An 18258-nucleotide genomic window follows, 5' to 3' on the forward strand; every position below is an offset into this window, starting at 1 on the left:
CCCCCTGATCCGAGAGAACGACCTGCTTCCTGCTCCCTGAGCATCGTGACGCTCGCGAGCTCACCCCTCAGGAAGCGGGGTCCGGACCCGGTTCGTCCTCCCGCCGAACCGAATTCGAGAGCATCCGCTCGCGGAGCGAGTCGTAGACCGGCGGCGACCCGGACAGATGTGCGACGAGGACCGCGGCGGCCGTCGCGGCCAGCATGGGGAGGGCGACCGTGGTCGTCGCGGTCATCTCCATCACCACGACCATCCCGGTGAGCGGCGCCCGGACGACCGCGCCGAACAGCGCCGCCATCCCCGCCAGGATCATCGCGCCCCGAAATCCCGATCCACCGGGGTCCGATTGCTGGACAACGATGTCGGCGACCTCGGCGAAGGTCGCACCCCACAGCGCGCCCAGTGCGAGCAGCGGCGCGAACAGACCACCCGGCGTGCCCGCGGCGTAGGACAGCGGGCCGGCGATGAAACGGACGAGGAAGAGCGCGACGAGCGCCGGGAGCACGACACCGCCGTCGACGACCGCCTGGGTGAGCCCGTCGCCGCCGCCCGCGGTGCGTGCATCGATGGCCAGCAACGCGCCGATCGCCGCGCCGATGAGGGCTGCGCGAGTGATCGGGGGCACCCGCGAGAACCGGCCGACCCAGCCCAGCGTGCCGAGAACCGTTCGGCTGTAGGCGATCCCGATGAGTCCGGACACGAGCCCGAACACGACGAAGACGGGCAGCGTCGTCACCGACGGCACGTCGAGGGACGGTACGTCGAATTCCGGGCGGTCGCCGAGGATGACCCGTCCGACGGCGACCGCGGCAACCACGGCGAAGACCGTCGGCAGCACGAGGCGCAGCCGGAACGAACGTCCCACTTCCTCGAGCGCGAACAGAGCGCCGCCGATCGGGGCGGTGAACGCCACCGCCAGCCCCGCGCCGCTCAGCGACGTCTGCATCACCCGGACGTCGACGTCGTCGAGTCCTCCGCGCCGGCCGGTCTCCGAGCCGACGACGGCTCCCATGTGCACGGTCGGCCCTTCGCGACCGAGCACGAGCCCCGAACCGATCGCGGCGAGCGCACCGACGAATTTGGCCGGGATGAGCCGCAGCGGGGCCGGGACCGCCTCGCCGCGCTCGACCGCCTCCACGTGTTGGATTCCGCTGCCCGCCGCGGTCGGCACCAGGCGGACGGCGAGCGCGCCGACCGCAGCGCCGGCCGCGGTCACCGCGATGGGGACGAGCCACCCGGGCACACCGAATCCCGCCGACCAGTCGAGCATCTCGACGCGCCAGCGATCCAGGTGTCCGAGGCACCAGCGGAACGCGCCGCCCAGCAGCCCGGTCGCAAGCCCGGCGACGACGGCCAGCACACACAGTCGCACCAGGCCCCGGTCGGCTCGATGTGGCGAGGTCACACGTGGACGCTACCCCGCCGGGCCCGCTCCCGAGAGCCGACTGCCGACCGTCCGCCGCCGGACCCTCGTCGAGGCCTCACACCGGCTGAATCAGCCGCCCCTGCACCACAAGCGAGGCATTCTGCTTCAGCCGGCGCATCCGGATGCTGACCGAATACCCGGTGAGACCGTCGATGGCGGCGACCCGGGTACGCAGGTAGTCGTAGAAATGCGCGGTGTCCCGGCAGATCACCGACACCATGAGGTTTCGCTCGCCGCTGATCGCGGCCGCGAACGCCACCTCGTCGTGAGCCGCCAGCTCGGTTCCCACCTGATCGAGAGCCGACGGCGTCACCGTCAGCCACAGGGTGGCGCTCAGGTCGAAGCCGAGGCGATCGGGCAGGATCTCGACGTCGTAGAACAGCGCCCCGGCGCGTTCGAGTGCGCGGAGCCGGCGACGGACCCGTCCGACCGTCCATCCGCAGATACGCGCCAGCTCGCGGTGCGGTCGCCGACCGTCCTGGACCAGCGCCTCGATGAGGGTCGCGTCGTCGGCCGTGAGGCGCCCACCGCCGGCCGGGGCATCCGACGCCGAGTCGTCCTGCTCCGCGTCCTCCGGCGTGTCGTCGCCCGCACCGGCCGCGGCGGAGGCGAGTAGATCTCGGTCCCGGCCGTCGAGGTGTCCGCCGAATCCGGTCCATCTCGACGCCGGGTGCCCGGGGTCGAAGGCGTGCAGGATGAGATCGATGCTGACGTCGGTCACCGAGGCGCGGGCCGGGAACGTCTTCGCGATCGCGTCCTCGCCCGATGCGCCGAGCGGCGCCCGGATGAGGCATATGATCTCCGCACCACCGGACGCGACGTAGGCGAAGGCGACATCGCGGCGGCGGGCGAGCGAGGACGCAAGCGGTTCCATCCGGTCCGGACGGCATCGCACTCGCGCCACCCACTCCGACTGCCCGCGCACGGAGGGCTTGATGATCCCGACGACCTTCATCACCCCGGCTCGCCGTAGCGCCTGGTAGCGGCGCGCCGCCGTCTGTTCCGAGACCCCCGCCACCTCGCCTAGTTGTCGGAACGTCGCCCGGGGTGACACCTGGAGTGCGCGGAGGATCGTGCCGTCGATGTCATCCATGGTGGAGGAATCTTACCGCCGGTAAGGGCGTGGTGCGATATTCGATCCGCCTCAGCGAATCCGTCCGCGGTTTCGCGGACGTGGTGCAGACAATTGATTCCTGCGCCGACCGGCGACCTCCCTTCCCCGACAGCGAAAGCGAGCGCGTGACCGCGACCACCTCTCCCGTCATCACCGACGTGTCCGCACCTCCGGAACGCCGGACGGCCACCATCGTGATGGCCTGCCTCGGCGTCTTCGTCGCCTACCTGCCCATCACCAGCGTCGCCGTGACCCTACCGGCGATCGGCACTGCGTTCGGCGCGACGACTGCTCAATTGTCCTGGGTCCAAGACGCTTTCGTGCTGCCGATGGCCGCTTTCATCCTCACTGCGGGGGTCTTCGGTGACGTGCACGGCCGACGCAAGGTGTATCTGGTCGGTCTGTGCCTCACCGCACTGGGCGCACTGGTGGCGTTGTCCGCGCAGTCGATCAGCATGGTGTGGATCGGACAGGCGCTCGCCGGCACCGGCGCGGCCGCACTGTTGCCGACCACCCTGGCGCTGATCAGCCACGCGGTCCCCGACGTCCGCGAACGCGGCAAGTTCATCAGCATCTGGGCGTCGGCGCTGATGCTCTCGCTGACGGTCGGGCCGTTGGTGGCGGGCCCGGTCGCCGAGTCCGCGGGCTGGCGCTGGATCTACCTGCTGCCGATCCCGGTGGCGCTGATCGCGTTCGCGGTGGCGGTGGCGACGCTGCCGGAATCCCGCGCGCCCCGAGCCCGCCGCCTCGACTGGCCCGGTCAGATCTCGGCCGCGGTCTCGGTCACCGCGCTCGTGTTCGGCGTCATCGAGGCCGGCGTCTACGGTTTCGGCGACACCCGGGTCGTTCTCGCACTGCTGATCGCCGTCGTCGCCGCAGTCGTCTTCGTCATCACCGAAAAGCGTTCGGCGAGTCCGATGCTCGACCTCGACCTCTTCCGCAGTCGCGCCTTCACCGCCACCACGCTGGTGGCGATGATCACCTTCCTGGCGCTGATCGGGTTCATCTTCGTGCTGAGCATGTACTTCGGCCTGGTGCAGCAACTGGGCACCATCGAGGCGGGTTGGCGGTTGGCCCTCATGAACGGCGCCTCGATGCTGGTCGGTGCCCTCGCCGGCAGGATGATGCATCGAGTCCACGCACGGTTCCTGATCGGCGGCGGCCTGCTCATGGTCGCCGTTGCGCAGTTCGCACTGTTGACCATCGATGCCGACACCTCGTTCGCGGCCATCTCGTGGCGTCTGGTCGTGCTCGGACTCGGAATGGGGCTGGTGATGGCACCGATGACCGCGACCGCGGTGTCGGCGGTGCCCTATCACCTGTCGGGTATGGCGGCGGCCGGCAACAACGCCTTCCGTCAGGTCGGCGGCGCGCTCGGTCCGGCCGTGCTCGGCGCCCTGCTGACCGCCGGGGCGGTGAACTCGTTGCCGCAGAAGCTCATCGACGCCGGCGTCGACGAGCCTGTGCGCGACCGCGTGGTCGGCGCGGTCGACACCGACGGCCTTGCCGCCGCGAGCGGCCTGAATCTCGGCGCCGACACCCCCGCCGTGATGGGCGCCGTCGGCGACGCCTTCCTCGACGGCATGCAGCTGTGCCTGACCTTCTCCGGCGTCCTCACCGCGGGTGCCGCGATCCTCGCCCTCGTGATGCTGCGTCCCGGTCGGGCCGTCGAGGAGCAGCCGGTCGGGTCAACCCCGACGCCCCCCGACCAGTGAGGTGACATAGCGCGCGGGTACGTCGAACCAGACCTCGCGGGCCGGTGTCAACTGCAGCACCGAGGACGGCAGCTCGGTCGTGTAGGTCAGGCTGAGTGTGCCGGAGAAGTCGGGGTCGACACGATCGAGCGCGCGGATCTCGATGACGAGTCCGTCGGTGTCGAGACGCGCGCAGACCATCGAACCCGGCACGGCCGTCCACTCGCAGTCGACGGATCGACCCGCCCGGCCGGGCACGGTCGACATGGTCGCCAGCACGCGGCGCTGGGTCAGCGCCAGGGCACCGGTGAAGGGACGGACGTTGCCCTGCGCCTTCCGGCCCGGGACCCGGCCGCTGAATCGCAATGTCACGGGCACGAATTCGACGATGTGATGGGCGTGCTCGGCGACGACTTCGCCGCGCAGGTCGTCGGGGAGTTTGCCGATGCCGAGCATCCGGCGCAGGGAGGCCACGGCCACACCCTAGAGCCGGTGGCGCCGTTTCGTCAGGCGAATGCCGCGACCACGTCTGCCGCGCGTCTCAGCTGCTCGGGGTCCGAACTGGTCGGGATGAGTTGCACCTCGTCGGTGCCGATGTCGGCGAAGCGCCGGAGGACCTCGGTGAGCTCTGCTTCGGTGCCCGCCCACCCCGTGGTGGGTGCGATCGCGTCGACGAACTCCGTCGGGATCCAGTTCATGTAGTGGTGCAGGTGCCGGGTCACCTGGGCACGGGGTCCGTCACCGTCACCGATCGCGAACCAGAAGGAGGTCGCGAGGTGCGGCGCCGCGCGGCCGGCGTCTGCCCACGCCGACCGGGCGACGTCGAAGAGTTCGTTCTGCTTGCGGGTGTCGAGATCGAGGGTGACCCCGGCGATCCCGTCGGCCCAGTCGACCGCGCTGCGGATGGTCTTCGGTCCGGTGGTGCCGACATGCAACTGCGGCCCGCCCTTCCGGTGCGGCGGCGGACCGACCGGCAGGACCGACTCGGTGAGCTTGTCCCCGGCCCACACCCGTTTCATCGTCGCGGCCCGGTCGGCCAGTTGACGCATCGTCTGCGTCGACGGGTCGGCGCCGACCGCCCGGTAGTCCTCGTGTCGCCCACCGACTCCGAGCGCCACGGTGAGGCGTCCGGCCGACAGCATGTCGCCGGTCGCCAGCGACTTGGCGAGCAGCACCGGGTCGTGCAGCTGCGGCACGACGACCGTCATCACCAGCGGCACCCGGCGCGTCCACGCCGCCAGGGCCCCGAGGAAGGTCAGACATTCCGGGTTGTCGAACGCGATGCGTTCACCCCAGCACAGCGAGCTGAACGGACCGTCGTCGATGGTGGTGGCCCACGAGTGGAGCGTCTCCGCGTCGAGATCGGGCTCCATCACGGGCATCGTCATCCCGATGCGCACGAGCGCCATTCTGGCACGGACGCCCGGCGCCCGGACGTGGTTTCGCAGATGTCGCGCATCGTTGCGGGAAACGCAACGATGCGCGACATCTGTTGTGTCAGTTCTGGTTCCGTCCCGGACTACCGGACGCGGCCCGTCCCACATGCGCCGACCGCACCGGCGAGTTCTTCAGTTCGCGCAACGCGGTCCGCAACCCGCGGCGCTTGCCGGTCTCCGGGTCGACCCCGAAGTGGTCGGTCATACCCTCGCGGATCGCGAACCGCAGCTCCGACGCCGTCTCCGGCGCATCGTCGGATGTCGCCTTCAACAGTGAATTCGGCAGTGCCAGTTTGGCGATCGTCCGGAACGACTGCGCATACTGACCCAAGAGGGTCCCCGTCGTGTACGGCAGGTCGTACTTGTCGCAGAGCTCGCGGACGCGCACCCCGATCTCCTCGTACCGGCTGCTGGGCAGGTCGGGGAACAGGTGGTGCTCGATCTGATGGCTGAGGTTGCCGCTCATGAACCGCATCAGGGGACCCGCCTTGAAGTTGGCCGATCCCAGCATCTGCCGCAGGTACCAGCGCGGCTGGTCCTCGTTCTCGAACTCCTCGACCGTGAACTTCTCGGCACCGTCGGGGAAGTGACCACAGAAGATCACCATGTACGCCCAGTAGTTGCGGATGATGTTCGACGTGAAGTTCGCCGTCAGGGTCGTCTTCCAGTTCGGACCCGCCAGGACGGGGTAGATCAGGTAGTCCTTGGCGGCCTGCTTGCCGACCTTGGTACCGATCACCCGCAGATCCTTGGCCGCCTGGCGGTAGGTCTTCTCCTTGCTGCGCAGCTTCTCCGTCTCCAGATGATGCAGCGCGACACCGTATTCGAAGAAGGTGCCCAGCGTCAGGTTGTAGATCGGGTTACCGACGTTCCACCACTCCCAGGGCTGGTCCCGGGTGACGCGGAGGATTCCGTAGCCCACGTCGTCGTCCATCCCGACGACGTTCGTGTACTTGTGATGGACGAAGTTGTGCGAGTGCTTCCACTGCACGCTCGGACAGGTGGTGTCCCACTCCCACGACGCCGAGTGGACCTCCGGATCGTTCATCCAGTCCCACTGTCCGTGCATCACGTTGTGGCCCAGTTCCATGTTCTCGATGATCTTGGCCAGCGAGAGCATCGCGGTACCGGCCGCCCAGGCGACCTTCTTGTTGCTGAACATCAGGGCGAGGCGGCCGCCGGCCGCGAGACTTCGCTGGATGGTGATCGCCCGCCGGATGTACTTGGCGTCGGCCTCGCCGCGAGACTCCTCGATGTCACGCCGGATGGCGTCGAGTTCGGCGCCGAGGGTCTCGACGTCGCTGTCGGTGAGATGTGCGTACTGATCGATGTCGGTGATGGCCATGAAGCCTCCTACAGATCGAGGGTGCATTCACCAGACACGGCGCTGATGCATGTCTGGATTCGTTCTCCTTCGCGACGCTCCTCGCCGGTGCGCAGGTCACGGACGTAACCTCCGGCGAGCGGCACGACGCAGGTCTGACAGATGCCCATCCGGCATCCGAACGCCATCTGGATTCCCAGGTTCTCACCTGCTTCCAGAAGCGTTGTGGCGCCGTCGATCTCGGCTTCCTTGTCCGAGATCGCGAACTTCACGGTGCCACCTTCGCCACCGTGGTCGGTACGCGCGATGGCGAAACGTTCGACGTGCAGCCGCTCGCGCAGACCGCCGTCCTCGTAATGGGCCTCCATCGCGTCGAGCAGCGCCACCGGCCCGCAGGCCCAGCATTCTCGTTCACGCCAGTCCGGCGCCCACTCGTCCATCCGCGAGACGTCGAACTTGCCCATCTCCTTGGTCAGCTGGAGGTTGAGGTCGTAGTCGTCGGCCTCGTCGGCGAGCTTCTCCATCTCGTCGAGGAAGATCACGTCGTCGCGGGTGGGCGCGGAGTGGATGTGCACGATGTCGGGGGTCTGGCCGTGCGCACTCAGCTGTCGCAGCATCGCCATCACGGGCGTTATCCCGCTGCCGGCGGTGACGAACAAGATCTTGCCCGGAACCGGTTCGGGCAGGTGGAAGTCGCCCTTCGGTGACTGCAGCCGGATGATCGTCCCGGGGCTGACGCCGTCGACCAGATGCGACGACAGGAACCCGTCGGGGTTGGCCTTCACCGTGATCGCGATGGTCTTGTTCTCGCCGGCTCCGATGGACGTCAGCGAGTACGACCGCCAGTGCCACTTGCCCTCGATCTGCAGACCGATGCCGACGTACTGCCCCGGTTTGTACGAGTCGGGAAAACCCCAGCCCGTCCGGATCGTGACGGTCGCGGTGTCGTCGGTCTCCTTGGTGACGTCGAGCACCTTGCCGCGCAGTTCGCGTGCGCTCCACAGTGGGTTGATCAGATGTAGATAGTCGTCCGGCAGCAGCGGCGTGGTGGCCCGGGCCACCAGCCCCCGGAGGATGTTGACCTCCGGCTTGCGGGCCTCGACACCCGCGGCCGGCCGCTTGCTCCACTTCAATAGGTTCACGCAGACTCCTCCCCTGGAATCCCCTTGGCTGGAGTTACTGGCGGGTATTTACCCTTCGGTGCACGACTGTACACATTCATCGGTGACCGCGGTCACAAGAATCGATAATGCCAGGTCATCGCCGGTGGCGCGACGCTCCGGCAGTTACCACGCGAACGCGCCGCCGGTCCAGATGCCAGTGGCGATCAGAGCGAACAGCAATTCGATGCCGATGGTCTTCGCGGCGGCCTTCAGCGCCGCCCACGCGCCTCGCCACGCACGTTCGATGCTCCGCGTGCGGATCAGCTCCGACACGAGGGCGCCGACGATGAACCCGAGCAGCAGCCCGACGACCGGGACGACGAAGAACCCGACGATGCCGACGAGTCCGCCGACCACGATGGTCCGGTTGGGGATCGCGTCCGACCGCAGGGAACGCCCGGCGACCAGGTACTTGATCACCTCGCCGGCGGCGATGACCAGGAGCGCCAGTGCGAACACCGACCAGGCCCAGCCGCCGACGACCAGCGCCCACACGAACAGGGCGCCCACGATGAGCAGGGTCCCGGGCAGGATCGGCACGACGATGCCCACGAGACCGACCACGATCACGGCTGCGACGAGCAGCTCACCCCAGAGTGGCACCTAGTGTCGCCCGGTCACTCGCCGGAACCCGACGCGCCGGGGCGCGCATCGGAGGAGGACCGGCCACCGGTCTTGACCATCGAGGTCATCGCGTCGGCCTGATCGTCCGGGCCGTGCGGGTTCGGAGCCTGGGTGTTCGGGGCGTGTGTGGTGGGCGCCGGCCGTGGCGGCGGGCCAGCAGGTCGCGGAGGGGGCCCTGATGGGGGTATCGGGGACGGGGACTTCGGGAGCGGGGGCTTCGGGGCCGGGGGCATCGGGCGCGGACCGCCTGCCGGCCGCGGGACCGGGGGCCGGGGTGCGGGCGGCGGACCCGGACGACCGAGAGGCGGGCCCGGCGGCGCGCCCACCGGCTTCGGCACGCCGGGCGGTGGCCCCGCGGGTCCACGCGGCGGACCGGCCTGTCCAGGCGGAGGTCCGGGACGTCGCGGAGGCGCCGGGGCCGGGGCGGGTGGGAGCGGGGAGACCGTGCGGACGGCGGCGCGGCCGGGCACCGGGGTGACCAGCGACGCGGCGCGGACGGCGCGCTCACGGGCGGCCGGGACGTCGTCGGCGGTCGCCGTGATCACGCCCATCCGCCGGCGGTGAAAGCTCTCGGGCTTGCCGAACAGGCGGATGTCGGTCTCCGGCACGGCGAGCGCCGCGGCCACGTTCTCGAACCCGATGGCGGGCTGGTCGAGCTGCCCGTAGATGACCGCCGACGCCCCCGGGGACGCGAGCGTGACATCGACCGGGAGGCCGAGGATGGCCCGAGCGTGCATCTCGAACTCCGACAAGCGCTGGGTCGCCATCGTGACGAGACCGGTGTCGTGTGGCCGGGGACTGACCTCGGAGAAGTAGACGTCATCTCCCTTGACGAACAGCTCGACGCCGAAAACGCCTCGCCCGGCCAGCTTTCCGTCGCCGAGGGCGGTGGCGATGCGCGCTGCGATCGATGTCGCCGACGCGTGCGCGTCGGGGCTCATCTCGTGTGGCTGCCAACTCTCAACGTAGTCGCCGTTGATCTGGCGGTGACCGATCGGCGCGCAGAAGTGGGACGTGAGCCTGCCGGTGGCCGGATCGATCGCCCGAACGGTGAGAAGGGTGATCTCGTAATCGAATTCGACGAAGCCCTCGACGATCACCCGACTGCCCCGCACCCGACCGCCGGTGTTCGCGGTCTCCCACGCCGACGCCAGGTCCTCGGGACCGCGCACGACCGACTGGCCCTTGCCCGACGAGGACATGACCGGCTTGATCACGCACGGGAACCCGATCTGGCGGGCTGCGACGGTGACTTCCTCGAGTGTGTCGGCGAAGAGATACGGCGACGTCGGCAGGCCGAGCTCCTCGTCGGCGAGGCGCCGGATCCCTTCGCGGTTCATCGTGGCGACGACCGCGCTCGCCGTCGGGATGACCTCGGCGATACCGCGTTCGGCGATGTCGACCAGGGCCTCGGTGGCGATCGCCTCGATCTCGGGCACCACGTACGCGGGACGATGCTTGTCGACGACGGCGTGCAGCGCATCGGCATCGGTCATGTCGATGACCTCGGCGTGATGGGCGACCTGGTGGCCGGGTGCGTCGGCGTACCGATCCACGGCGACGACCTCGACCCCGAGGCGCTGGAACGCGATCACGACCTCTTTGCCGAGTTCACCGGCTCCGAGGACCATCACCTTGGTCGCGGTCGGACTCAGCGGCGTGCCGATGACGTCCGGAGGCCCGGTCGTCGGCGCCGGCTGGGCTGCGCTGGTCGCGCTCTCGCTGTTCGACGTCATCCTCAAATCCTACTTGCCGTCAGCACAGATCCCGACGCGGTCGCGCCGGGAGCGGGCTTGATGTCACTCACCCAAGACATGCGACACACCCGCCGACCTCGTGCGGTCATCCCGTCACCTCGTGGACGAAGCACCATCGCCACACCTCACCCGGCTCGGCCGAACGCATGACCGGGTGCCCTGTGTCGTGGAAGTGACCCGTCGCGTGCCGGCGCGGACTGGAATCGCAGCACCCGATGTGCCCGCACGTCAAGCACTTCCGGAGGTGGGCCCAGTGGGTCTCACCGATCGCGACGCAATCCTGGCAGCTGCGGGCGTCGCCCCCCGCGGGTGCCGGATCGCCGGCCGGTGCGGCGTCGAACGCCTCCAGCTCAGCGCAGCGCGCGGCAGCCGTCGAACTGTCGGAACCGGCCTCCGGTGGATCGGACGCGACCGGGGACGAGGACTTCCGGCGAAAGATTTGCATGCTCGACATTATCCACCGCGGAGGGCGCCACTAGAGTCGCTCGAATGGGCGCATCGCTACTGCTGGTCGCGGTCATCGCCGTGGCGGTCGCCGCGCTGTGTCGTCGCTACGAACTGTCGTCGCCGCTCGTGCTGGTCACCGTCGGCCTGGGGATCGGGTGGATCCCCGAGCTGCCGTCGGTGGCCCTGGAGCCGGAGCTGGTGCTGTTCCTGATCCTGCCGCCGCTGCTGTACTCGGCCGCGCAGGAGAGTTCGTACCAGGCGTTCCGCGCCAACTGGCGCGCGATCGGGTTCCTGGCGGTCGGACTCCCGCTGGTGACGACGCTGGTGGTGGGGTACGTCGCCTATCTCGTGGTCCCCAACCTCCCGTTCGCCGCGGCGCTGGTCCTCGGCGCCGTCGTCGCACCGCCCGACGCGGTCTCGGCGCAGGCCATCGGTCGGCGGCTGGGTCTGCCGCGCCGGATGATGACGCTGCTCGGCGGCGAGAGCCTGCTCAACGACGCTACGGCCCTGACCGCGTTCCGGATAGCGCTTGCCGCGGCGGTCGGCGCCACCGCGACGGTCGGCGAAGGGGTCCTGACGTTCGCGGTGGCGGCCCTCGGCGGCCTGATCGCGGGGCTCGTCGTGGGGATGGTGGTGTCCTGGGTGCGCGTCTGGCTGACCGACCCGCCGATGGAGACCGCCATCGGCATCATCGTCCCGTTCGCCACGTACTACGCCGCGGAGGAACTGCACGGCTCGGGTGTCATCGCGGTGGTCACCGCCGGTCTCTACCTCGGGCACCGGTCGGTGCGGCTGGGTTACGCGACGCGACTGCAGGACGACGCGGTGCGCAAGTCGATCGACACCATCCTCGAGTCGTTCGTCTTCCTGCTGATCGGTCTGCAGCTGCCCATGCTCATCGAGGGCGTCGAGAACGAGTCGTGGACGCAGATCGCCATCGACGCCGCGGCGGTCCTGGCGGCGACGATCCTCGTGCGGATCGTCTGGGTCTTCCCCGCGACGTATCTGCCCCGCCTGCTGTCGCGTCGGATCCGCGACCGCGAACCGTCACCCACCCCGGCGTCGGTCTTCGTCGTCTCCTGGGCCGGCATGCGCGGCGTGGTGTCGCTGGCCGCCGCGTTCGCCATCCCCGTGTACACCGAGGCGAACGAGCCCTTCCCCGCCCGTGCGGAGATCCTGTTCCTCACCTTCGTCGTCGTGGTGGGCACGCTGTTGATCCAGGGCACGACGCTGCCCTGGGTCATCCGGTTCCTGGGCGTCAGCGGCGACGAGCGGGCCCAGGACCGGCTGGCCTATGCGTCCGCGCAAGACCGGGCGTCCCGCGAAGCCGAACGCCGGCTCGACGAATACGCCACCGAGCTGACCGACGACGATCCGCGCCGCCTCCAGGTGGCGATGCTGCGCAAGTGGATCACGACGCAGCGCAACGTTGCGTGGGAGGAGCTGGGCCGCGGACCCGAGGACCTCGGCGAGAGTCCGACGTCGGCCGGGGCCCGTCTGCGGACGGAGATCCTGCAGATCCAGCGCGCGGTGTTCATCGCCGAACGCGACGCCGGCCGCATCGACGACGAAGTACTGCGGATCGCGTTGCGCCGCCTCGACTTCGCCGAGGGACAAGGCGACCGCGACGTGTAGCCCCCTGAGGAGCCCGGAGCCTGCGGAGGGCGTCTCGAAGGGTCCCCCACCCGAACGAACCCGGGGAGTTCTGCCCATTCCGCGTTCGGAAGTCCTGCCCTACCTTCGGTTCCCATGACCATGACCATGACCCGCCTGGCCACCGCCGGCGCCTCCCTCGTCCTCGCCGCCGGCGCTCTCGCCGTCGGCACCTCCACCGCTGCCGCCGCTCCGTCCGCACCGTCCTGCGATGCCGGGCAACGGACCGTCACCTCTGTCGTCACCGCGCAGTCGGCGGCGTCGATCTGCCAGTGGCGCACCGACGGCACGCTCGAATACCGGGGTGTCGCCCGCTCCAGCGGGAACACCCTGTGCATCCCGGTGTCCGAAGTGCACCGGCAGGAGAACGGCAGTGGCCGTTACTACTACGTCGCCTACAACAACGGATACAAGTACTCCGTCTTCGACGGACTGGGCCTGAGCATCGTCGGCCCCGACGGCTTGCTGATCAGCTCCGAGGACGCGATCGGCTGAGCGAGAACGTCATTCGTCGTCGACGAACGCGGCGAACACGGCGGTCTCTTCCGTACGGCCGCGCAGCGAGGTGGTCTCCTGTTCCTCCCAGCGCGCCGCCTCACTCGGTTGCGCGGCCTTGACCGCACGCCCGGAGGCCAACGGGCGCCGCGGATCCCGCTTGGCCAGTTCCGACAGCCGGGCACTCTCGTTGACCGGGTCGCCGATGACGGTGTACTCGAATCTCTCGATGGCACCGACGTTCCCGGCGACCACGGCCCCGTGGCTGACCCCGATCCCGGCCGACAGCTCCGGTACCTCCTCGGCCAGACCGGAGGCGATGTCGCGGGCGGCGGCGAGTGCGCTGCCGGCGGCGTCGTCGAGGTCGATCGGTGCGCCGAAGATGGCGAGCACCGCGTCGCCCTCGAACTTGTTCACCAGGCCGTCGTGTTCCTCGACCGACCGCACGATGACGGCGAAGAACTTGTTGAGGATCTCGACGACCTCGGTCGGTCGTCGTTGCGAGGCAAGCGTCGTCGAACCGATGACGTCGACGAACAGCGTGGCGGCCAGACGTTCGGTGCCACCGAGTTCGGGACTCGACGACATCGCCGCCTCGGCGACCTCATGGCCCACGTGACGGCCGAAGAGGTCCCGTATCCGTTCTCGCTCACGGAGTCCGGTGACCATCGCGTTGAAACCGACCTGTAGGTCGCCGAGTTCGGTGCCGTCGTAGACGACGAGGTCGGCGTTCTCGAGGTCGCCGTCGCTCACGCGGTTCATCCCGGCACGCACGCTGCGGATGGGTCCGGTCACACTCATGCTCGACAGCAGCGTCAGGAGCAGACCGGTGAACAGGGCGGTGACCCCGAGGACCGTGGCACCGACGAACAAGTCGAGCTTGGAGGTCTCGTCCCGTGCGAGCCCGAAGGCCAGCACCAGCAGGATGCCGATGATCGGGATCGCCGAACCCACCATCCACGAGACGACCGAGCGCGCCTTCACACCGGTGCGCTTACGCCTACGATGCCCGGCCGAGATCAGGTCCGCCGCAACGGGACGCAGCGTGAAGTCGATGAAGAGATACGAGATCGCCACCACCACGACGCCACTGAGGCTCACCACGAACAGCGTCTTCGGGATCAGCTGCGGGTCGACGATCCCGTACATGATCGTGAGCATGACGGTGGCGACACCCCACAGGAAACCCTGGACCAGCGACAGCCGCCACGGCAGCCGCATCGTCCGCCGGGCGTCACGTTTCGTCGGCGGGACGTCGCGGATGGCCCAGCGCAGGTCGCGGACGCCGACGTAGGTACCCCACCCGATCCCGACCACGAAGGCCACGGTGATGTAGACGGGCACCACGATGAAGTTGACCCACCAGAGTTCGGCGGTGAAGACGGTCGGCTGCGGGATGCCTACCGCGGTGAGCGCGACCGCGACGATCGCGCCGAACATGTTGGCCACCACGATCGACGCGGTCAGCAGGGTCTGAATCCGGACCCGCTGCTTGATGCTGCTCTCGCCGACGGATCCGAGCAGGATGGAACCGTAGTCGCGACTCCCCCGCTTGGCACGCATGGGCACTAGCTAATCACGAGCCGTGCCCGGATCCGCGACGAGCTTCGCGGAGCCACCGCCGGAGCGTCGGCCCTCAGACGATCTCGCGCCGCACGATGGTCTGGTCGCGACCGGGACCCACGCCCACGCACGAGATGTGCGCACCCGAGAGCTCCTCGAGCCGCAGGATGTAGTTCTGCGCGTTCTGCGGCAGTTCCTCGAAGGTCTTGCACTGGGAGATGTCCTCCCACCAGCCCGGCATCTCCTCGTAGATCGGCTTCGCGTGGTGGAAACCGGTCTGGGTCATCGGCATCTCCTCGACCCGTTCGCCGTCGACCTCGTAGGCCACGCAGATCGGCACGGTGTCGAGGCTGGAGAGGACGTCGAGTTTGGTGAGGAAGTAGTCGGTGATCCCGTTGACGCGGGTGGCGTAGCGGGCGATCACGGCGTCGAACCAGCCGCAGCGACGGGCACGTCCGGTGGTCACACCCACCTCGCCGCCGGTCTTGGCCAGGTAGGCGCCCCACTCGTCGAAGAGCTCGGTCGGGAACGGCCCCGAGCCCACCCGTGTGGTGTAGGCCTTCAGGATGCCCAGGACGGTGGTGATCTTGTTGGGGCCGATACCGGCACCCACCGCCGCGCCGCCGGCCGTCGGGTTCGACGACGTCACATACGGATAGGTGCCGTGGTCGACGTCGAGCAGGGTTCCTTGGGAACCCTCGAGCAGCACTGTCTCGCCGTTTTCGAGTGCCTGGTTGAGCAGCAGCCGGGTGTCGGCGATGCGGTGTTTGAACCCCTCGGCCTGGCCGAGGACCTCGTCGACGACCTGCGCCGGGTCGAGGGCCTTGCGGTTGTAGATCTTGACCAGGATCTGGTTCTTGAGTTCGAGCGCGGCCTCGACCTTCTGGGCCAGGATCTTCTCGTCGAGGACGTCGGCGACGCGTACCCCCACGCGGGCGATCTTGTCCTGATAGCAGGGGCCGATGCCGCGGCCCGTGGTGCCGATCTTCTTGTTGCCCAGGAAGCGCTCGGTGACCTTGTCGATCGCGACGTGGTACGGCATCAGCAGGTGCGCGTCGGCGGAGATCAGCAGGCCCGAGGTGTCGACATCGCGGTCCTCGAGTCCACCGAGCTCGGTGAGGAGCACGCCGGGGTCGACGACCACGCCGTTGCCGATCACGTTCTGCACGCCGGGCGTCAGGATGCCGGACGGGATGAGGTGCAGCGCGAAGGATTCCCCGCTCGGCAGTACGACGGTGTGCCCGGCGTTGTTGCCACCCTGGTAGCGGACAACCCAGTTGATCCGGCCTCCGAGGAGGTCGGTCGCTTTGCCTTTGCCCTCGTCACCCCACTGGGCTCCGATAAGCACGATCGCGGCCATGTCCGGTACTCCTTTGTGTGGCGCGCTTGGGACCAAACCCGACCAACACTACTGGGTCCGCGCGCTCGATACGCTATCCGCGTGCCGTTTGCCCTTCTCAGCCAGACCAGCCGCGCCGACGACAGGAAGGCCGTCCGTGCCGCGGTCGCCGATGCCCTGACCGATCCCGCGGTCTCTCGCCTCGTCGTCGAACCGCGCGTCGCCGAGCGGTTCGCGCCCACAGTGCCCCACGAGAACGACATCTTCCTGTCCCAGGTGCTCGCCGCACTGATGGTCACCGAACGACTCGACGTCGAGGTCGCGTACGTCTCCGCCGAGGCCACCCCGGCGACGCGCCGCTACGGCTTGCCGCACGGACGCCCCGCGCGCGAACTGGCCGAGCACGGCACCGCGGTCGCGGTGCCGCTCATCCGTGACGACGCCGCGACGGTCGTGGTCGGCAGCGCCCGTCACCTGGGCGCCGAGGGCGCGAAACTGCACGGTGAGACCTATGTCGACAACGAGCGCCTGTTCGACGGCGAGGTGCGCTCGATCCTCATCGAACCGACCCTCGCCGCGCCCGGGCTGCGCGCGCAGGTCGAGCGGATGTTGCTGCCGGGCAAGTGGTTCGCCGGACGTGCCTGCCAGACCGGCGGCACGAATGTCGTCGTCGAACGTGAGGGTGTGGTGAACCCGCGCGTCCTCAAGCGGTCGACGTTCTACCGTCATGTCACCGATCTGTTGCTCGTTCGCCCCTGACCGCAATCCGTAGCGTCAGTGCGGATATGACGCGCATTGTCGCTACCGATTCCCGGCGGGTCAGGCGACCGGCCGTGCCTCCGAACCTGTCGTGAGGTGAAGGTCGTCGCGCCGGATGAGCGCGGTCGCCACGACGCTGATGATCGCGGTGAGTACGAGATATCCGGCGGCCAGCCACGGCGACCCGCTCGCCGCGCCGATCAGTGCGGTGAGGATCAGCGGCGTCAGTCCCGAGGCGTAGATGCCGGAGAACTGATAGACCACCGACAGGCCCGTGTAGCGCACCGGGGTCGGGTACAGGCTCGCGAACAACGTTCCCTGCGCGCCGTAGAAGAGCGCATGGATCACGCCGAAGACGATCACCAGCCCGACGGTGAACCACAGCAGGTTCGCCGTCCCGAACAGGGCGAACACCGGATAGACCGCCACGCCGTAGGCGGTGATCCCGATGAGGTAGATCGTCTTGGCGCCATAGCGGTCGGTGAGCAGGCCGGAGAACGGCAGCAGGGCCGCCATCACCAGCGAGGCGATAGTCACGGCCACCAGGACCGGGACCTTCTCCATGTCGAGTTCGCTGGTGGCGTAGGCGATCGCGAAGACGCCCCAGGTGTTGAAGGCGGAGCCCTCACCCCACCGGGCGAGGAGACCGAGGACGGTGTTGCGCGTGTTCGGCGGGACCACGACGTCGCGCAGCGGTGCCGTGGACTTCTTCGCGAGTTCGGCGACCTCGGCGAACGCCGGCGTCTCGTCCACCTTCAGGCGCACGACGAAGCCGATGACCACGAGGACGATGCTCACCAGGAACGCGATGCGCCAGCCGTAGGTCAGGAACGCCTGCTCGTCGAGGACCACCTGCAGCAGGGCGAACACACCGGTACCCAGTGCGAGTCCGAGCGCCAGACCGATCTGGGGGATGCTCCCGAACAGACCGCGTTTGCCGTCCGGACTGTGCTCGACCGAAAGCAGGACCGCACCCGCCCACTCCCCGCCCAGCGCGAACCCCTGCACCACCCGCAGGAGCAGCAGCAGGATCGGGGCGAGCACACCGACCGACGCCGCGGTCGGCAGCACGCCCATCAGGGCGGTCGCGACGCCCATCATCACCATCGTGATCGCGAGTGTGCGCTTGCGGCCGATGCGATCGCCGATGTGCCCGAACACGATTCCGCCGATCGGACGCACCACGAAGCCCACCGCGAACGTGGCGAAGGACAGCAGCGTGCCGACGAACGAACTCTGGTCGGGGAAGAACAGCTGGTTGAACACGAGGCTCGCCGCGGTCGCGTAGAGGAAGAAGTCGTACCACTCGACGGTCGTGCCGAGAAGACTTGCCGCGACGACGGTGCGGAGGCGCTTGCGACGCTCGGCATCGGTCTCGACGACCGGCGCAGCTGCGAGTGTGGAGGTAGCCATGACCGACACACGGTAACGACGCGGCCGCCCGATCCGGCGACTACGAATCAG

Annotated in this window: 16 protein-coding genes; 4 read left to right on the forward strand and 12 right to left on the reverse strand. The window is 68.8% G+C overall.

Annotated elements, in window-relative coordinates:
• Positions 1 to 67 precede the first annotated feature (67 nt).
• On the reverse strand, positions 68 to 1405 hold the full coding sequence (locus AC3B6C_RS02285) for a ClC family H(+)/Cl(-) exchange transporter (protein ID WP_488374737.1): 1338 nt from the start codon (positions 1403 to 1405) through the stop codon (positions 68 to 70).
• A gap of 76 nt (positions 1406 to 1481) precedes the next feature.
• Positions 1482 to 2519, reverse strand: coding sequence for an Lrp/AsnC family transcriptional regulator (locus tag AC3B6C_RS02290; RefSeq protein ID WP_010840734.1), 1038 nt, complete (start codon positions 2517 to 2519; stop codon positions 1482 to 1484).
• A 146-nt stretch (positions 2520 to 2665) separates the two neighbouring features.
• On the opposite strand from AC3B6C_RS02290, the gene AC3B6C_RS02295 reads away from it, so the two are divergent.
• Positions 2666 to 4255 (forward strand): MFS transporter, encoded by a 1590-nt coding sequence (locus tag AC3B6C_RS02295; protein WP_488374738.1) that lies wholly within the window; start codon positions 2666 to 2668, stop codon positions 4253 to 4255.
• Here AC3B6C_RS02295 and AC3B6C_RS02300 read toward each other — a convergent pair.
• The 7 genes from AC3B6C_RS02300 to AC3B6C_RS02330 all read right to left on the reverse strand — a co-directional run bounded on the left by AC3B6C_RS02300 (position 4229) and on the right by AC3B6C_RS02330 (position 10983).
• Positions 4229 to 4708 (reverse strand): hypothetical protein, encoded by a 480-nt coding sequence (locus AC3B6C_RS02300; protein ID WP_488374739.1) that lies wholly within the window; start codon positions 4706 to 4708, stop codon positions 4229 to 4231. The two genes, AC3B6C_RS02295 and AC3B6C_RS02300, sit on opposite strands and share 27 nt — an antisense overlap.
• A 32-nt stretch (positions 4709 to 4740) precedes the next feature.
• Entirely contained in the window at positions 4741 to 5643 is a 903-nt protein-coding gene (locus AC3B6C_RS02305) for an LLM class flavin-dependent oxidoreductase (protein WP_238556645.1), read from the reverse strand.
• A gap of 88 nt (positions 5644 to 5731) precedes the next feature.
• A complete protein-coding gene (locus AC3B6C_RS02310; protein ID WP_014928042.1) occupies positions 5732 to 7015 on the reverse strand; it encodes a fatty acid desaturase family protein in 1284 nt (427 codons plus the stop codon).
• An 8-nt stretch (positions 7016 to 7023) separates the two neighbouring features.
• Positions 7024 to 8136 carry a ferredoxin reductase gene (locus AC3B6C_RS02315; protein ID WP_488374740.1) on the reverse strand — a complete coding sequence of 371 codons (1113 nt, stop codon included), beginning with the start codon at positions 8134 to 8136 and terminating at the stop codon, positions 7024 to 7026.
• A 144-nt stretch (positions 8137 to 8280) separates the two neighbouring features.
• Positions 8281 to 8760: a DUF456 domain-containing protein gene (locus AC3B6C_RS02320; RefSeq protein WP_010840744.1), complete on the reverse strand. Its 480-nt coding sequence runs from the start codon at positions 8758 to 8760 to the stop codon at positions 8281 to 8283.
• A gap of 14 nt (positions 8761 to 8774) precedes the next feature.
• Entirely contained in the window at positions 8775 to 10517 is a 1743-nt protein-coding gene (gene purT / locus AC3B6C_RS02325; RefSeq protein ID WP_488374741.1) for a formate-dependent phosphoribosylglycinamide formyltransferase, read from the reverse strand.
• Positions 10518 to 10623: 106 nt separating this feature from the next.
• Positions 10624 to 10983, reverse strand: coding sequence for a UBP-type zinc finger domain-containing protein (locus tag AC3B6C_RS02330; RefSeq protein WP_488374742.1), 360 nt, complete (start codon positions 10981 to 10983; stop codon positions 10624 to 10626).
• Positions 10984 to 11027: 44 nt separating this feature from the next.
• Between AC3B6C_RS02330 and AC3B6C_RS02335 the strand changes: the two genes are divergently transcribed.
• A complete protein-coding gene (locus AC3B6C_RS02335) occupies positions 11028 to 12620 on the forward strand; it encodes a Na+/H+ antiporter (protein ID WP_488374743.1) in 1593 nt (530 codons plus the stop codon).
• 114 nt (positions 12621 to 12734) lie between these two features.
• A complete protein-coding gene (locus AC3B6C_RS02340; RefSeq protein ID WP_488374744.1) occupies positions 12735 to 13133 on the forward strand; it encodes a hypothetical protein in 399 nt (132 codons plus the stop codon).
• A 9-nt stretch (positions 13134 to 13142) separates the two neighbouring features.
• Here the strand turns inward: AC3B6C_RS02340 and AC3B6C_RS02345 are convergent, their stop codons facing one another.
• Positions 13143 to 14696, reverse strand: a complete 1554-nt coding sequence (locus tag AC3B6C_RS02345; protein ID WP_488374745.1) for an adenylate/guanylate cyclase domain-containing protein — start codon at positions 14694 to 14696, stop codon at positions 13143 to 13145.
• Positions 14697 to 14769: 73 nt separating this feature from the next.
• Positions 14770 to 16056 (reverse strand): adenylosuccinate synthase, encoded by a 1287-nt coding sequence (locus AC3B6C_RS02350; RefSeq protein ID WP_010840750.1) that lies wholly within the window; start codon positions 16054 to 16056, stop codon positions 14770 to 14772.
• 81 nt (positions 16057 to 16137) lie between these two features.
• Between AC3B6C_RS02350 and AC3B6C_RS02355 the strand changes: the two genes are divergently transcribed.
• Positions 16138 to 16794, forward strand: a complete 657-nt coding sequence (locus AC3B6C_RS02355) for a hypothetical protein (RefSeq protein ID WP_488374746.1) — start codon at positions 16138 to 16140, stop codon at positions 16792 to 16794.
• A 60-nt stretch (positions 16795 to 16854) separates the two neighbouring features.
• On the opposite strand, the gene AC3B6C_RS02360 is transcribed toward AC3B6C_RS02355, so the two are convergent.
• Positions 16855 to 18207 carry an MFS transporter gene (locus AC3B6C_RS02360; protein ID WP_488374747.1) on the reverse strand — a complete coding sequence of 451 codons (1353 nt, stop codon included), beginning with the start codon at positions 18205 to 18207 and terminating at the stop codon, positions 16855 to 16857.
• Between the last annotated feature and the right edge of the window lie 51 nt (positions 18208 to 18258).

It is taken from the genome of Gordonia sp. 11cp (genome assembly GCF_057767225.1).

Bases quoted from the DNA above. Each gene is read 5' to 3' on its own strand.
- AC3B6C_RS02290 (WP_010840734.1), bottom strand. From the start codon at position 2,519: ATGGATGACATCGACGGCACGATCCTCCGCGCACTCCAGGTGTCACCC.
- AC3B6C_RS02360 (WP_488374747.1), bottom strand. From the start codon at position 18,207: ATGGCTACCTCCACACTCGCAGCTGCGCCGGTCGTCGAGACCGATGCC.
- AC3B6C_RS02350 (WP_010840750.1), bottom strand. From the start codon at position 16,056: ATGGCCGCGATCGTGCTTATCGGAGCCCAGTGGGGTGACGAGGGCAAA.
- AC3B6C_RS02340 (WP_488374744.1), top strand. From the start codon at position 12,735: ATGACCATGACCATGACCCGCCTGGCCACCGCCGGCGCCTCCCTCGTC.
- AC3B6C_RS02330 (WP_488374742.1), bottom strand. From the start codon at position 10,983: ATGCAAATCTTTCGCCGGAAGTCCTCGTCCCCGGTCGCGTCCGATCCA.
- AC3B6C_RS02310 (WP_014928042.1), bottom strand. From the start codon at position 7,015: ATGGCCATCACCGACATCGATCAGTACGCACATCTCACCGACAGCGAC.
- AC3B6C_RS02335 (WP_488374743.1), top strand. From the start codon at position 11,028: ATGGGCGCATCGCTACTGCTGGTCGCGGTCATCGCCGTGGCGGTCGCC.
- AC3B6C_RS02345 (WP_488374745.1), bottom strand. From the start codon at position 14,696: ATGCGTGCCAAGCGGGGGAGTCGCGACTACGGTTCCATCCTGCTCGGA.
- AC3B6C_RS02305 (WP_238556645.1), bottom strand. From the start codon at position 5,643: ATGGCGCTCGTGCGCATCGGGATGACGATGCCCGTGATGGAGCCCGAT.
- purT (WP_488374741.1), bottom strand. From the start codon at position 10,517: ATGACGTCGAACAGCGAGAGCGCGACCAGCGCAGCCCAGCCGGCGCCG.